The sequence below is a fragment of the Streptomyces sp. NPDC019531 genome (assembly GCF_044903305.1).
In the GTDB taxonomy this organism is placed as follows: domain Bacteria; phylum Actinomycetota; class Actinomycetes; order Streptomycetales; family Streptomycetaceae; genus Streptomyces.
Genome location: NZ_JBJDQL010000022.1, coordinates 67,416 through 81,599 on the forward strand (window position 1 = coordinate 67,416; position 14,184 = coordinate 81,599).

Here is a 14,184-nt window from a genome sequence, read left to right on the forward strand (position 1 = left end):
AATCGTCCCAGTTGTCGCGAACCAGGAACGCGTCCTTCGATGACTCGGGGGGACGACCAAACCGTTCCAGAACTCTGAACTGCACCGGAATCCTTCTCGCTACAGCGGGAGTCGTATGCCGAGTTCCTGCATGGCGGCCGAGGGCGGACCGCCTTCGGAGCGTTCGGTCTTGTAGCCCTTGACGCGGGGTTCGAGGGTGCGGGGGTCGACGGCTTCGGCGGGGGCGCTCTTCGCGTAGAGGCCGTCGGGCTCCGAGTCGCGGTCGTGGGGCTGGAGCCAGAAGACGCGGCGGCGGAAGGTGCCGGAGGCCCGGGAAGCTTTGGCGTCGGGGCCGAGGATGGCATAGCCGACCATGCGGCCGGGCCGGCGGTACGGGGGGCGGCCTTTGCGGGTAGGCAGGCGGTCGATGCTCTGGCGGACGTAGTCGAGCTCGTCGATCTCTTCCAGCCAGACGATGTCGGCCTCGTGGCTGATCTCGTCCGCGTCGATCAGGGAACTCATGCGCCGGCTTCCCTTTCCTCGTCGGTGAGCAGTCCGATGCCCGGGTAGTACTTGCGCTGGTTGGACACCTTCATCTCCTTCGGTGACGCGAGTCCGACCAGTTCGCGGGTGCGGGCGGCGAACGCGCGGGAGGAGATGATCTGCGCGCCTTCATTCTGGCACCAGCTGGTGTAGGCGGCGTAGAGCGTGGTCTGTTCGGCGCGCAGGTCGGGGCCCAGGCGGCAGCATTCCTCGTAAAAGCGGCCGGTGTGGTCCTCGGTTTCCGCGTAGGCGGTAGTGGCGATGCGGACGCGTTCGGGCCCGGCGAGGTCGCGGCCGCCGCTGAGGTAGCGGCGGGCGCCGTCGATGAGCCAGCCCAGGATGCCGGGGCCTTCTTCCATGACAAGGAGGTCGGCCAGGTTGTCGATCTTGCGGTCGTCGGGGACGACGCGTTCGAAGGGAATCAGGCGCATACGGCGCCAGAACGCGAAGCCGCCGGTGCCGACTTCGGGTTTGTGGTTGCCCAGCAGCCAGAGTTTGTGGGTAGGTTCGAAGGAGAAGGGGTCCTGGCGCATGCGGCGGGCCTTGATGCGGTCGCCGCCGGTGAGCAGTTTGACGCGGGCTTCGTCGAACTTGTCGCCGGGCTTGATCTCCGAGCAGACGTAGACGCGGCGGCCGTGGAGCTCGGCGAGGTCGGTGGGGTGGCCCTCGAAGGGCTTGGCCATGAGGAAGCCGGGCGGGGCCGCGTCGGCGTAGTCGCCGAGGAGTTTCATCATGACGTCCAGGAGGACGGATTTGCCGTTTTTTCCTGTCCCCCACAGGAAGGGCAGGATCTGGGCGCCGACGTCGCCGGTGATCGAGTAGCCGAGCAGCAGGTGCAGGTAGTCGATCATTTCCTGGCCTTCGGCGTCGTCGCCGAAGGTGTCGGTCAAAAAGCGCAGCCAGCGCGGGACCGGGGTTGGCTGGGGTCCGACGGTGGTGGAGCGGGAGTGGAAGTCCTTGTTCGGGTCGGGGTCCCTGAGGAGGCCGGTGCGCAGGTCGACGATGCCGCGGGGGGTGCACAGGGCGTAGGGGTCGGCGTCCAGGCGGTCGGCTTTGAGGACCATGCCGGGCGCGGAGCGGGCCTGGGTGAGCATGGCGTTCATGCCGGCGGTCGACATGGTCCGGGCGCGGTGCTTGTCCAGGGCCTGCATGGTGAAGCGGCCGAGCTGGTCCCGGTCGGCGATGTTCTCCGCGAGGTCTCCGGCAGCCCACAGCACCGTGTCGTCCTCGTCCAGTTGCCAGCGGGTGGTGTCCCAACGGAACCAGCCGATCCTGGGGACGTAGCGGTAGTCGTTGGCGTAGAGCTTGACGAACAGTTTGGCGTTGCCGCGGTCGGTCAGTGTGTCCGGCAGCAGACCGTGGACGGTCGCGTCGCCGGCGGGCCGCTCGGCGGCGGCCTGGGCCGGGAGCGGGACCGCGGGGCTCTGGGCGCGGATCTGGGCAGCGACGGCTTGAGGGTCGAACTCGAAGAGGGTCTCGTTGCCGGGCGAGGTCATGGACACCTCCCCGTGGCGTGCAGGGGCCGTTGGAGGCCTGCGGCGAGGCCGCTGCGGATGATCTGCTCGATGCGCAGGTCCTGCCCTGGGCGGGCGGCGGCCGCGGTGTCCCTCAGTGCCTGCTCGGCTTCCTGGTGCGGGAGGCGGCCAGCCGCGATGAGACCGCCGAGGGTGTAGGCGGCGCGGTTGAGAGTGTCGGAGAATCCCGCGCCTTCGGCGACCTGGCCGCAGGCCTCGACCGGCGCGAGGACAGCGGCCAGCGTCCGCTCTGCCGATCCGCCGCCGCCGCCGGCGGCAAGGACGGCCTGCTGCGCGCGCGGGGGGACGGGGCGCGGCGCGGGGATGGTCGGGGCGGGCAGGTGGCCGGTGCGGTCGAGTTCCAGAGCCAGCCACCGGGGCAGGGCGGCCGGTTCCCGGACGTCGCCGACGGGGGTGTAGGTGCCGTGCTGAGTGGTAGTGCCGGGAGCGATGATGTAGCTGCCGTGTGCGCGGATGTCGACCTGCCAGGCCAGTGCCCGGCCGGGACTGGAACCCGCGGAGGACTTCCAACGGCGGTTGCCGGTCGACCGGTACCACACGTGGAGCCCGCCCGAGGGGGTGCGCACCCGCAGAGTCGAGGTGTCCTCGGCAGGGTTGGGCTGGCCTCGGAGTGCGGCAAGGACGGCAAGCGTGTGGAAGCCGCTGGCCAGGCCCGCGAGGTTGACGTGGTCACCGATGGGGATGCCGGGCAGGATCCGGTCACGCTGAGGGGGCTCCGCGTGGTGCGCATCGATGTCGATGACCACGAGACCGGCCGGGCCGCAGGAGACACCGATACCGAACTCGGGATGCCGGCCCCACCACTGCTCAATGCGTTCCTGGTTGAGCGTGGCCGCGTGGAAGCTGTGGCACACCACCGTCCTTCGCCTAGGCAGGGGCACGAGGCAGGAGCGTGCGCTGCTTCACGGCAGTTAGGGCAATTCGCGGCGGGGGTCTTGCGGCCCGGAGCAAGAGGGTGCACAGGCCAGCCTCGCCTCGCGAAGGCCTGCGCAAGGGCGCGCATCCCAGCGACTGAACGCGTCTGGGCAGCGTACGCGGCTGAGTCGCTGGGGGAAAACTGCAGCTCAGCAGGCATCTGCATTTCCTTCCAGCGACCGAAGCGACCCAACGACGGACACACACTAGCGAACGAGACGGGTGTGGTCGTGGAGTACATGCGCAACAAGGGTGACGCCGTGTTGATGATGAGACCGGCAACCTGCCTGCCAGCGACCGGAGCAGCGGTCCAGCGACTGAGTGCGCTTCAGTCGCTCCTCGCAAGCCTCCTGGAAAAAATGCAGGTCAGAGCCGTAAGGGAACCGGAATAGCGACTGAAGCGACTGAAGCGCACTATTGTCACGCACACGAGCACAGCTGCAGAGCTGACATATAGCCAGCATGAGTCGCTTCAGTCGCTCCATGCTCAGCGGAACCTTCCTGACCTGCACGGATGCTCCTTGTGTGACCTAGCGACCAAAGAAGCCCCCGGTCGCTGGCAGTTCAGTCGCTCTCCAGGTCGAGGCAGCGACTAAAGCGACTGGAGCGACTCAACCTTGGACACAGGCGTTGGCAGGCAGCACCGAAGCCCTCCCGCAGGACGCCCTGGGACGGGCCCTGAGGCCCATGGCGTGCCATATCCGACCAGGGTCGCTCCCTGCGTTCAGACGGCGGAAACTTCTGTCGTCGTCAGGCTTCAGTCGCTTCAGTCGCTCCGTGGTGAACGTGGCTTGAGTGAGCACCGAGCACAGATCTCTGGTGCGGCCTGTTCTCCTAGACCCGCTTTGTCGGGCCAGAAGCCCGACAAAGCGGTGCCCGCTGTCACACCTATCCGGTTTACTGCGCACCACGTGCCTGGTGTACGGGCGTTCGTGGGCCAACCGGACCGTCGTGATCCTCGCGGGTCAGGCCGGCGGTGGCGTCGCAGCGGGCTGTTCGTTTCGTGAAGTGTCTGATCGTGGCGGGCTAGCCCAGATGCCGGGTGAAGAACTTGGTGGCGGCGTCCCCCGCGTGCTGCGGGACGCCTGTGTGCCCGCCCATATTGGCGTGCAGGCTCTTCTCCTTGGAGCCGAAGGCGTCGAACAGATCCAGGGCCGCTTGCCGGTCGTTGCCTTCGTCGTCCCACTGCAGCAGGACGTGCAGCGGAATGGTGACCTGACGGGCCTGGCTTTATCAGTGAGTCTTGGGTTCTGGCACAGATCTTGGGGAGTGGTCGCGGAGCGTCACCTTTGTGTTCGATTGTGAAGGGCTGGGTCGATTGACGCTGCGGCCGTCATCACAGGTGATTTCGAAGCGTTGAGGTCCGGTCGTCGCTCATTGCGGTGTAGATGGTCAACATCGAGGCGATAGCGTCAACTTCGGCCGGGCAACGATCCGCAGCCATGCGAGCTCGCAGAGTCCGTCGAACCGCCGGACGCGGTCAGCGGCGCCCGCAGGCCATGGGTTCGGGAGCGCCGGGAGGTGGATCAAGGAAATCTCGTCGATGAAGTTGCCGTCGAGCGGTGGGCACTTGTCGACCGAGAGGTGGTAGAGATTGGAGAGGGAGATTACTACGTCCGGCTTCCACGGCCCTTCCCTGAGAGTAATCTCCAGGGAGTCTTCCTCGGCGAAGACGTTGAATGAGATGCGACTGATGGAGTAGCCGACGCATGATGCGAGCGTGCGTGCGGCGTTTGCGCATCGATTCTTGAAGGCGTCTCGCGCCTCAGTCGTATCTGTCACAGCGAGAGGCTACGAGCCCCAGTGGCCTGCGTCGATCGGGTTGGTTGGACCAGATCTACTGGTACGGGACGCTGAGGGTCACTGGAGCAGGATCATCTTGCGGAGAAGCTCAAATCCGGCTCGGCCGTAGAGCGTGTCCTGCCAGCGCGCGGCGCTCGCGTACCGGAGCACAGTGTTGAGGCCCCAGCCCAGGTGCCGGGCGATCGCCCGGCGTGAGTGGCCTTGGGTGAGCAACTCACCAAGACCATCGCCCGCTACGGCCGAGTCGATCTTTTGTGCATCGATGAGCTGGGCTATATGGAGCTGGACCGCAGGGGTGCTGAGCTGCTGTTCCAGGTTCTGACGGAGCGTGAGGAGAAGAACAGCGTCGCCATCGCTTCGAACGAGAGTTTCAGCGGCTGGACCAAGACTTTCACCGATCCCCGGCTTTGCGCGGCCATTGTCGACCGCCTCACCTTCGGCGGCAATCTGATCCAGACCGGCACCGAATCATACCGGCTCGCCATCACCCAGGCGCGGGCCGCTGCCCGAGACGCCACCGGCGGCTGACAGGCAGAGCGAGCCATGCTCACAGGATCACGGAGACCGGCTGGAAGGAATCTCTTGGCCAGCCCCCCGCAGAGAGATCATCATGTGAGGGATGACTGAGAAATCCTCTGCGACACCAACTGTGGTGCGGCTCCCGCGATACACGAAAGCGGATCAGGACGAGATCCTCGGCGACAACGATGATCCCTTCGGCGTTGCCGCAGCCGGTTTGACCTGGCTGCCCAAGGAAGAACACTTCGGGATCAGACACGGCGACCGGCTCGTGGCACATGCCGGCCTGCTGCGACTGCACGTCTTGATCGGCGAAGCCCAGACTCATGTGGTGGGTGTCGGCGGGGTGGCCGTCGCACCCGACCTGCAAGGCCGGGGACTGGCACGGCTCGTTGTCACAGCTGCACTGGAGCATGCCCGCACCATGGGACCTCAGCACGCACTCTTGTTCTGCCGGCCTCCTCTCGTGCCCCTCTACCAGCGCCTCGGATGGCACCCGCTGGACAAGGACGTACTCGTCGAACAACCCGAGGCCCGCCTCGTCACCATGCCGCTGCGGACCATGGTGACGCCCCTCCGTGACAACGCTCGCTGGCCCTCAGGCCCGGTACGCCTGCTCTCGCTCCCGATGTGACGGACCCCTACCGAGAGGGCCGCCCGCGCGGCGGCAAAGGGTCTGTCTATTCCGGACCGGTGTCAGTTCTCACCGACATTTTCCGCATCTGCGATCAACAAGTGCTGCCCAAACTCGGTGACAAACGGTGTCGGCACTCGGTTACGAAGCCAAACCATCATCGAGCGGGTGCTGGAACACGGCTACAGCAACGCGCAGGCGCTGACGCTGAGCGTGGCCATCGGCAAGGTGCACGGCCTCGCGGTAGCCGAGGAAGCCCGCGGCCAGGGCCTCGCCAGCGTCCTGATGAAGCGGGCCTGGCAGGTCTACGAACAGCTCAACTACTTCCTGCTGTACGGGTCCTTCGAGACCGACCGGGACCTGATCGCCTTCTACAAGGGCTGCGGGTACACCGTGCACGCCCCCGGCGAGGGGTTCCTCCTCGAACGCCTCGGGCTGCCCTTCGGAATTCACGCCGGCCCCGACCAGTGCGTGTTCACCCGCTGGAGGCCCCGGCACTGATGACCAGGTCAAGGGCGGGGTGACCAGCCTCCTGACCTGCTGTTTCAGGCTGGATACGGCTCAAAGGTGGTATTGTTCTTCCTGTTGGCTGGGGGTGGTTCCAGTCGGCGCAGAGAGACCCGACCCGGCGGCATCCGGGCCAGGCCCCTCCACGCAGTTCACGAGCCCGGTCGGGTAGCAAGCGGCCGGGCTCGCTGCATTCGGCAGCGGGTGCGGACCGATTCCGACGGGTCGTGAGGCGGACTCAGTGGCGTCACTGAGCGAACTGCACCGCCAGCGCGATGACTGCCACCAGCAGGCTTGTCGCCGCCAGGAAGACCTGCCACTTGTCCGGCTCTGGCCAATTCTTCCTGTCAGGCTTGTCCCACGGGGCGCTCATCAGCACCACCTCACTTTCCCCCTCCCGGTCCGGCACCAGGCGTGCTGATCCCGGGGGGTCTGTGAACTGACAGCCTCTGCTGGTCAGTTCGAGGGGTTCCGTGAGGCAGGGCCTACAATGCCCTTGCTTTCCAAGGGTTGTTGCGGCCTGGGTAGCGCAATGTATTCGAGGAAGTGTAGATATATCGTTCATTCGAAGGTTGCGGGCGTGGTGGCGTTCTATCAATCACAGGCCGTACCCGACCTCCGCCTGTGAAGGTGTGGGCCAAAAATTTTTCTGGGGGTAGCTGACGCCGGCTCTGCCCCGCAGCGGCCGCTTCCACTCGGCTGGCGAACCATTCCCAGTGCTCACGCGCCTCCGCGACGATTGGGCTGGAGCCGGCAGGCGCTCCTCGCGTATATGCGCACCCAGACAGTCAGCGGCGGGTGAAGTCGTGGAGTCGGTCGGCGAGGCGCTGGTCGGGGCGCCGGACGATGATGCACGAGTCCGTCTTGGTGGTGGCCAGACGGTCGACCTCCATCTCCAGGCCCCCGGTGGGGGCACAGGTGCGGCTGGAGCCCGTCTTGCGGACGTAGGTGGCGACGGCTTCGAGGGTGGCGAGGAAGGCGCTGTCGGGGGCATCGGAGTCGACGATGTCGTCGGTGACTTCGTGCAGCCAGTGCCGTGCCTCGCGACTCTCGCCAAGGGCGAGGTGGTGCAGGTGCAGGCAGTAGGCAGCGGCGCGGTGTCCGGCGCCGGCGGCGAGCTGCCACCAGAACTGGGCGCTCTCGCGGTGGTCAGTGAGGTAGAGCAGGCAGGCGAAGACGAGGGCTCCGTCGACGTCCAGGTGGCGGTCGTCCTGGAGGGCGTCGGGTTCCTGGGCGAGGCGGTCGACGTGGTGGGCGGCGTCGGGCCGGTTGAGGATCCAGCGGCACACCACCGACAGGCGCTGTCCGGCTTGGGCGGCGCGGACCATGTCGGCGGTCGGGCGGGCGGCGGGGCCGGCCGCGTCAGCGGCGAGGCGGCGCAGGGCGGCGCCGACGTCGAAGCTCTCACGGGGGGTGGTGGGGATGCGTGCGCCGGCCAGCACGTCGTCGATGGCGGTCACTGTGCCGTTCCCTTCCTGGGGTTGTTCTTGCCCGTGGGGGCGGGCAGGTCCAGCCGGATGCGCAGGCGTTCCTTGCCCTTGCGGCCGTGGTAGTCGACGGTGCGGGTGTCCAGGCCCATGTACCGGGCGATCCGCTTGGTGGGATAACCAAGCAGGTGGCGCAAGACGATCACGGTGAACTGGCGGGTGGGCAGTTCCAGGATCGCCTCGTACAGGCCGCCGGCGCTGCTGTTGAACTCCAGCTGGTTGCGGACCGCTTCGAGGTTCTGCGTTATCGGCCCGTTGATCAGAAAGGCCGGCGGGCGGCCGTCCGACTCGAGGCGGCGGGTGACGCCACGGTGCAGGACGGCGAGGGTCTGCTGTTCGAGGTCGCCCTGCTGCAGCAGTTCGTCCCAGCCGCCGAGGATCTCCAGGAACACGTGGTGGACCACGTCTTCGGCGACCCGGCGCCCGCCGAGGTGGATCTCCGCGAAGTCGTGGAAGAACTCCTGGTGACCGAGGTAGAAGGCCTCGAAGTCGAGGGGGAGTTCGGGAGGGGCCTGGACGCGCTGGCCGTGGCCGCCGTCCTGGGGCGATGCGTCAGTGCTGACGTCGCCGTTGCCCATGGGATCCTCCAGGCGATGCAGGCGCCGGCCTCGCCGTCGAGGGCCGGTGCAGGGACCAGACGCAGGCCAACTTGCCTGCGCGAGTGCCCAGTTGGTCGGGCGCTCTGGCACCACCATGTCGACTTTGGGGCCGCGAGACTCATGCACCCCTCGAAAACTATTACTCAGCGATCTCCTCCATAAGCGGAACGTGAGTGCCCTGTGCGTTCAGGCGTTCGCTTTGGGCCTCATGAGCTGCAGGTATGCAAATCTTCCGATTGGTTCCGCATTGAAGTACCGCCTGGCTCGTGGCACACATCACACCAGGCCCGTCACTGACCGGGCGTCAAGCGACGCACTCCCGTCAGCCGTTGCCGACTGTGCGCAGAACCGATCCACCGTCACCCTTTCGAGGGAGCGCACGGGAGCGGGGCCCCGCCCACTCGGGTGCAGAATCCGCAGCACGCACCTCCCGCCGTGGCACGATCGGCAGCCGCGCGGGCCGCGGTGTGACTTACCGCCCGCGCGGGTGAGATGACGGCGGATCAGCGGGCACAGACCAGGCCCGCCCGGCTACGAAGATCACAGCCTGTCCGTGATCTCCGAATGGAGCCTCCTTGCGTTCCACCGCCGTACGGACCTCAGCCGCCGCGCTGTCCGCGCTCGCAGCCCTGCTGCTCACCCCCGCCACCGCCCACGCCGCCGACCCGGGCGACACGATCGCCCTGCCCGTCCGCGACGCCCTGGCCACGCTCCCCGTCCAGGACGAAGACCGCACCGGATACGAGCGCACCAAGTTCCGGCACTGGAGCGACGCCGACCGCGACGGCTGCTCCACCCGAGCCGAAGTCCTCCTCGCGGAAGCCGTCACCGCCCCCGAGCAGAGCGCCGGCTGCCAGCTCACCGGCGGGTCCTGGTACTCGCCCTACGACGACACCTACTTCACCGCGGCCCGCGCCCTCGACATCGACCACCTGGTCCCGCTCGCCGAGGCCTGGGACTCCGGAGCCTCCGCCTGGACACCGAAGGAGCGCGAGGCGTACGCCAACGACCTCGGAGACGACCGCGCGCTCATCGCGGTGTCCGCGGCCAGCAATCGTTCCAAGTCCGACCAGGACCCGGCTACATGGCAGCCGCCCGCCGCCGGCTACCGCTGCACCTACGCCACCGACTGGGTGGCCGTGAAGACCCGCTGGCAGCTCGCGATCGACCCCGCAGAGCAGACGGCGCTCACCGGCATCCTCGACTCCTGTCCGAACAGCCCCATCCACGTCGCCCTCGCCCGCTGAACTGAGGCCGGAGCCACACCGTGGCCCGGTCGTGCGGCCCAAGGGCCGTCCCTTGGGCCGCCGTCGGCTGTATCCAGTCGGTGGTGCGGCGGAAGCCTCGAGCGCCGTACGGACCGCCAATCCCCAGACCACCTCGCCGACGACCTGCTTACGCGCCAGGACCCGGCAGCGACTCCCTCTCACTGGGCGACCGAGGTTGCCCTGTCGATCCAGCGGCAGCTGCGCGAGCGCCGGGAGCGTGTGAGGACCTGCAGCCACCACGCCTCCGCAGCGCTGGGCACGACCTCGCGTGGATGAACATCTGGCCCCTGCGGATACGCGCGTGAGCCCCAGACCAGCGGACGGGCGGTCAACCGGCCGCGCGGTGCTCCGTATCAGGCACCGGGTGGAAGCAAACTGCTGCTCGAACTCATCGACAAACGCTGTCCGTGGAAGTGAACGAAGCCAACCACGCGAGGGTAAAGGGCTTCAGGCGGCGCTGAAGCGGAATGTCTGGTCGTCGGCTCCGGTACATTGCGCCTGGATGGCTTCGGCGCCGTCGGAACGGGGAGGCAAGATGCCGATGCACATGCCGCTGTCCATGGGGCGCAGGCGGTAACCGCTGCCGGAGGGCTCGAGGCGGTATCGCAGTGCGAGGGCGTTGGTGCAGTCGCCCGGGGACAGTAGTTGGGTGCCTTCGGTAGTCAGGGATTCATCGACGCCCAGGCAGCCCTTGCCCTTTGCTGGGTCCGGGTGGTGCCACTGGATGCGGTAGATCTGATTGCCGAGGGATTCCAGGTAGACCCGTGGCAGCGGGGCGTCGGCGCAGGGACGCTGCACGGCGATCTCGCGATCGGTTCGGCCGTTGCGCTCGCGGCCTTCGGTGATGCACAGGCTCGATGAGCTCGCCGGGTGCATCCTCACCCAACCGGCCTTGGGCATAGCGGCAGGGGCGGGGTCGTTGGCCGGGGTCCGGCTGGGGCGGGTCGTGGACCGCGGGTTTGGAGGCGCGGCAGTCTCTTCGGTGCCGGATTCGGAGCTCTTCCCCGATGAACTCACGGATGGTGAGGGCGAAGGAGCGGATGGCGTGGGCGTCGGCATGGTGTCGATGGGGCCGGCGGTGGTGCGGGGGCCGTCGCCGGGCTGTGTGGTGTCGGATGTGTTCCCGTTGGGCCATAGCGCGAGCAGGAGCACTCCCGCGCCGGCGAATGCACCGGTGAGTGCCATCGGCAGATGGCGCCTGCGGGATCTACGGCCGCCCGGCGCCGTGGGCGCCGGAGGTGTCGCTGCACCTCCCGGGGCCTCGCCCGCGCTTTCTTCGGCGCTGGCGCCGAGGGGGCGGCTGGTGCTCATCTCCGTAGCAGGGGCAGTGTCGGGCCCCGGGGCCGGCAAGGCTTCTGACTCTTCACCGGCCCCGTCCGGTGCGGCGGACACCAGGCTCATGGCCAGTTGGCGGCGGGCGTCCAGCCAGGTGTTGACGGTGGCGGCGTCGCCGCCGCAGGCACGGACAAAGGCGATCAGAACCTCTTCCCGGGGGAGGTCTTGGCGTGCCAGCACTCCGGAGATCGTGGCGCGCGGCAGTGCGTCACCGGCGTCGTTCGCCTTGCGTTCCAACTGCCGGTAGCTGAGGTCGGCCCAGCTGCGTAACTGCCGCATCGTGGCGACGAATTCCGCCGGTGTACGCGCAGCCTTCGGATCAGGCCCCGTCCCCATATATCCCCCCGGTCGCTCACCTGTCGCAGAAAGACTAGTGCGAAAGCGAGTTGCCCAAGAGGGCTCACGGCCGAAAGGGGAGCCGGGACGGAGAAGGAACGAGCGCCATTCATGAGGGAAACTCCCGCGTCCGTCAGGGTGTGATGTGGCGGTAGCTGACGACATCGGACGGATCGGCGAGCGAGGCGACAGTGACCGTACGACCGGGGCGCGGGGCATGGATGACCTTGCCGTCACCAATATAGAGCTGGACGTGTCCGCCGCCGTAAGTGATCACCAGGTCACCTGGGACGAGCCTTGCGCGTGTCGTGGCCTCGCCCGCCCGGACCTGGCCCCAAGTCGTGCGGGGAAGCGTCACCCCGGCCGTCTTCCAGGCCCGCATCACCAGGCCTGAGCAGTCGTAGCCGCGTGGGCCCGTCCCGCCCCAGACATAGGGTTTGCCCAGCTGGGCCCGGGCGAAGGCGATAAGGCGCTGCGGAGCCGACTTCGCGGGAGACCTCGAAGCCGAGTCCCCGCCTGATGCCGCCGCGGACGGCGGCGAAGCCGCCTTCGCCCCCTGCACGGAGCCCGGCCCGACGGGAACCCGGAACGTATGTCCGGCGTAGATCAGTGTCGAGGTACCCATGGAGTTGAGCCGCTGCAGGACCTTGACGCTCGTGCCGTGATGACCGGCCAGCTCGTAGAGCGTGTCACCGGACCGCAGGATGACCTTCTTGGCGCCTGCGGGCTTGGCCGCCGCCGTGCCGGGCTTCGCCGGCTTCACGGGTATGGCCGGCTTCTTCGCGGACTGTGTCGGCTTCGCCTGCACCGGCGTGGGCGCGGTCGGCGCCTGCGGCGCGAGTGTGAGCGGCGGCGGGGCTGCCGGCGACGGGGACCCCGAGGGACCCTGCACGGCCAGGAGCGCCCCCGTCAGCCATGACAGCACGAACATCACGAGCAGCGATCCCACCGCCCATCGCCACTTTCCGCTACCTCTGCGGCTTGCGCCCGCCCTGCGGAGCTGCGACGTCGGCGCCTGCTCCCGCGCCTGACTGGAAGGCCTGAGCAACGTCTGGTGTGCCATCACAACCTCCTTCTACGGCCCCGGGATTCCGTGGCCCGAAAGGAGGCTGTTCCGTCTCAAGGGTGTCTCGCCAGATCTTCAGGCGTCCCGGACAGTCCGGGTCCGTCCACGCTCAGGAACCCTCCTCCAATCCGGCGGCCACACGTCCTCGATAGCAGCACTGACCAGCACAGACAGGGCCGGACTGTCCCAGACACCCTCACCCGTTGCCCGTCGCCGTGACGGTCGGCAACGCTGCTTTCACCGCCCCCTGCCGCCCGGTGACAAACCGTCCCGGGGATTTTCGGCGGCACCACAGCATGCGTGAGGAGAAACGTCGTGAACCACGACCCGTACGAGGCCCATCCCAGCCGGGACAAGACGGACGACCGGTGGCTGACCCGCGTCCTTCACCACTGGCCCAGAATCTTGCAGATGACCTTCGTGGCCCTGGTGGCCGCGGTGGGCTTCGTTCTCGTCGGCCCCGCGGCAGATGCCTTGGCCGCCCCGCCGCCCACGAGCCCGACAGCGGATGCCGGTGACGGCGAGCCCACCCGCTGGGACAAGTTGCAGTGGAAGATGTACGAGTCCTGGGTCAATGAGGCGCTGGATCCCCACGACCCGCAGTACATGACCAGGCTCATTCAGCAGATCGCCGTCAAGCGGTTCTTCAAGCGGATGGAAAGCGGCAACACCAGCTTTTCGCCGAAGAGTGACGTGCCGGCCTTCGTCGAGGACTACATCGAGTACCGCCGGCGGTTGCACCAGACGGTTCCCTGCCTCAAGAAGCAGATCATGCAGGCCGGGGACGAGATAGCAAAGCTCAAGGAGAAGGCGGCCCAGGCCAAGACGCCCGCCGAACGGAACCGGGCCGAGAGGAAGCTGGCGCAGGCACGCCGGCAATACCAGGACGTGGCCGGCAGGCTCCGGAATGCCAAGGCGGCGCAGCCGCAAGACGTCAAGACCCAAGTCAAGGAGCTCGACCAGCACGTCGGGAAGCTGGAGAACAAGGTCCGCGCTCTCGAACAGAAGAAGAAAGGGCTGCTGCCCGCCGGCCGCGAACTGGTCCAGAAGCAGATCGACGACCTCCACAAGGAACTGGCGCAGGCGAAGGCCGACCGCGACCGGCTCCAGGGGCCGCCGGACGACGGCGATGAGACCGGCGGTACGCGCACGACGACCCCTGGCCCGAAGACCCCGAAGAACCCGACGACCGGCGGCGTAGCGAAGACATCACCGAAGAACTTGAGGGTCACCGGCCCGAAGACACCGGGCCTGAAACCGTCCGGCCTTCGGATCCAGGTCCCCCGCGGTAGCCGTGGCACCGGAGGCGTCATAACCCAGATCTACGCCGACCTGGCCAACCAGGCCTGGACGGAATACGTGTCCGAGCGGGATCAGAAGCTTCACCAGCAGGCACTTGAGGACCCAGCACTGCGCCAGCGCGTCATCGACGAATACAACGACGTCATGGACAACAACGGAGTCGAGGAGCTCATACGCCCCTTCACCGGACCGGAGTTCACCGCCGGCAGCCTGAGGGAAGTCGGCCCCAAGCTGGTCGAGCACCAGAACATGCTCGACACCACGAAGGCCATGGCAGACAAGTCCAACTCCGACCCGCTGTACCAGCAGGCACGAAGCGAGTGCGCCGGGTACGACACCTGCGTCACCGACCGCGT

The 14,184-nt window shown here is 67.5% G+C and carries 12 protein-coding genes and 3 pseudogenes; 5 read left to right on the forward strand and 10 right to left on the reverse strand.

Features of this window, described 5'->3' with window-relative positions; translation table 11 throughout:
* Positions 1 to 99: 99 nt before the first annotated feature.
* From ACI2L1_RS24490 to ACI2L1_RS24510, 5 genes and pseudogenes are all read right to left on the reverse strand, one after another.
* A complete protein-coding gene (locus ACI2L1_RS24490) occupies positions 100 to 501 on the reverse strand; it encodes a DUF6009 family protein (protein ID WP_404741482.1) in 402 nt (133 codons plus the stop codon).
* Complete coding sequence (locus ACI2L1_RS24495; RefSeq protein ID WP_404741483.1) at positions 498 to 2,018, reverse strand: phage/plasmid primase, P4 family; 1,521 nt, start codon at positions 2,016 to 2,018, stop codon at positions 498 to 500. Before ACI2L1_RS24495 ends, ACI2L1_RS24490 begins: the two co-directional genes overlap by 4 nt.
* Positions 2,015 to 3,018 (reverse strand): annotated as a pseudogene (locus ACI2L1_RS24500) (bifunctional DNA primase/polymerase). Before ACI2L1_RS24500 ends, ACI2L1_RS24495 begins: the two are co-directional and overlap by 4 nt.
* Before the next feature lie 980 nt (positions 3,019 to 3,998).
* Positions 3,999 to 4,199 (reverse strand): annotated as a pseudogene (locus ACI2L1_RS24505) (alpha/beta hydrolase); the annotation flags it as partial.
* Between the two features lie 165 nt (positions 4,200 to 4,364).
* Entirely contained in the window at positions 4,365 to 4,754 is a 390-nt protein-coding gene (locus ACI2L1_RS24510) for a hypothetical protein (protein WP_404741484.1), read from the reverse strand.
* Between the two features lie 228 nt (positions 4,755 to 4,982).
* On the opposite strand from ACI2L1_RS24510, the pseudogene ACI2L1_RS24515 reads away from it, so the two are divergent.
* The 3 genes and pseudogenes from ACI2L1_RS24515 to ACI2L1_RS24525 form a co-directional block, all read left to right on the forward strand.
* Positions 4,983 to 5,303 (forward strand): annotated as a pseudogene (locus ACI2L1_RS24515) (ATP-binding protein); the annotation flags it as partial.
* Positions 5,304 to 5,394: 91 nt separating this feature from the next.
* Positions 5,395 to 5,928: a GNAT family N-acetyltransferase gene (locus ACI2L1_RS24520; RefSeq protein ID WP_404741485.1), complete on the forward strand. Its 534-nt coding sequence runs from the start codon at positions 5,395 to 5,397 to the stop codon at positions 5,926 to 5,928.
* 168 nt (positions 5,929 to 6,096) lie between these two features.
* Positions 6,097 to 6,429, forward strand: a complete 333-nt coding sequence (locus tag ACI2L1_RS24525) for a GNAT family N-acetyltransferase (RefSeq protein WP_404741486.1) — start codon at positions 6,097 to 6,099, stop codon at positions 6,427 to 6,429.
* 253 nt (positions 6,430 to 6,682) lie between these two features.
* Here the strand turns inward: ACI2L1_RS24525 and ACI2L1_RS24530 are convergent, their stop codons facing one another.
* The 3 genes from ACI2L1_RS24530 to ACI2L1_RS24540 form a co-directional block, all read right to left on the reverse strand.
* Positions 6,683 to 6,808 (reverse strand): hypothetical protein, encoded by a 126-nt coding sequence (locus tag ACI2L1_RS24530; protein ID WP_404741487.1) that lies wholly within the window; start codon positions 6,806 to 6,808, stop codon positions 6,683 to 6,685.
* A gap of 415 nt (positions 6,809 to 7,223) precedes the next feature.
* The gene (locus tag ACI2L1_RS24535; RefSeq protein WP_404741488.1) at positions 7,224 to 7,895 is read right to left on the reverse strand and encodes a hypothetical protein; all 672 of its coding nucleotides are present in this window, start codon (positions 7,893 to 7,895) and stop codon (positions 7,224 to 7,226) included.
* Positions 7,892 to 8,500 (reverse strand): sigma-70 family RNA polymerase sigma factor, encoded by a 609-nt coding sequence (locus tag ACI2L1_RS24540; RefSeq protein WP_404741489.1) that lies wholly within the window; start codon positions 8,498 to 8,500, stop codon positions 7,892 to 7,894. The genes ACI2L1_RS24535 and ACI2L1_RS24540 overlap by 4 nt, the downstream gene beginning before the upstream one ends.
* Positions 8,501 to 9,096: 596 nt before the next feature.
* On the opposite strand from ACI2L1_RS24540, the gene ACI2L1_RS24545 reads away from it, so the two are divergent.
* Positions 9,097 to 9,768: an HNH endonuclease family protein gene (locus ACI2L1_RS24545; protein WP_404741490.1), complete on the forward strand. Its 672-nt coding sequence runs from the start codon at positions 9,097 to 9,099 to the stop codon at positions 9,766 to 9,768.
* 468 nt (positions 9,769 to 10,236) lie between these two features.
* Here ACI2L1_RS24545 and ACI2L1_RS24550 read toward each other — a convergent pair whose 3' ends face one another.
* Both ACI2L1_RS24550 and ACI2L1_RS24555 read right to left on the reverse strand, forming a co-directional pair.
* On the reverse strand, positions 10,237 to 11,679 hold the full coding sequence (locus ACI2L1_RS24550) for an RICIN domain-containing protein (protein WP_404741491.1): 1,443 nt from the start codon (positions 11,677 to 11,679) through the stop codon (positions 10,237 to 10,239).
* Positions 11,594 to 12,523 (reverse strand): NlpC/P60 family protein, encoded by a 930-nt coding sequence (locus ACI2L1_RS24555; protein WP_404741492.1) that lies wholly within the window; start codon positions 12,521 to 12,523, stop codon positions 11,594 to 11,596. The genes ACI2L1_RS24550 and ACI2L1_RS24555 overlap by 86 nt, the downstream gene beginning before the upstream one ends.
* Positions 12,524 to 12,841: 318 nt before the next feature.
* Here ACI2L1_RS24555 and ACI2L1_RS24560 point away from each other — a divergent pair.
* The coding region (locus ACI2L1_RS24560) for a hypothetical protein (protein ID WP_404741493.1) at positions 12,842 to 14,184 on the forward strand (1,343 nt) is incomplete at its 3' end.

What these genes read in the sequence shown, in the direction of transcription:
- ACI2L1_RS24490 (WP_404741482.1), bottom strand. Translation starts at nt 501, where the DNA reads ATGAGTTCCCTGATCGACGCGGACGAGATCAGCCACGAGGCCGACATC.
- ACI2L1_RS24495 (WP_404741483.1), bottom strand. Translation starts at nt 2,018, where the DNA reads ATGACCTCGCCCGGCAACGAGACCCTCTTCGAGTTCGACCCTCAAGCC.
- ACI2L1_RS24520 (WP_404741485.1), top strand. Translation starts at nt 5,395, where the DNA reads ATGACTGAGAAATCCTCTGCGACACCAACTGTGGTGCGGCTCCCGCGA.
- ACI2L1_RS24530 (WP_404741487.1), bottom strand. Translation starts at nt 6,808, where the DNA reads ATGAGCGCCCCGTGGGACAAGCCTGACAGGAAGAATTGGCCAGAGCCG.
- ACI2L1_RS24540 (WP_404741489.1), bottom strand. Translation starts at nt 8,500, where the DNA reads ATGGGCAACGGCGACGTCAGCACTGACGCATCGCCCCAGGACGGCGGC.
- ACI2L1_RS24550 (WP_404741491.1), bottom strand. Translation starts at nt 11,679, where the DNA reads ATGCCCCGCGCCCCGGTCGTACGGTCACTGTCGCCTCGCTCGCCGATC.
- ACI2L1_RS24555 (WP_404741492.1), bottom strand. Translation starts at nt 12,523, where the DNA reads ATGGCACACCAGACGTTGCTCAGGCCTTCCAGTCAGGCGCGGGAGCAG.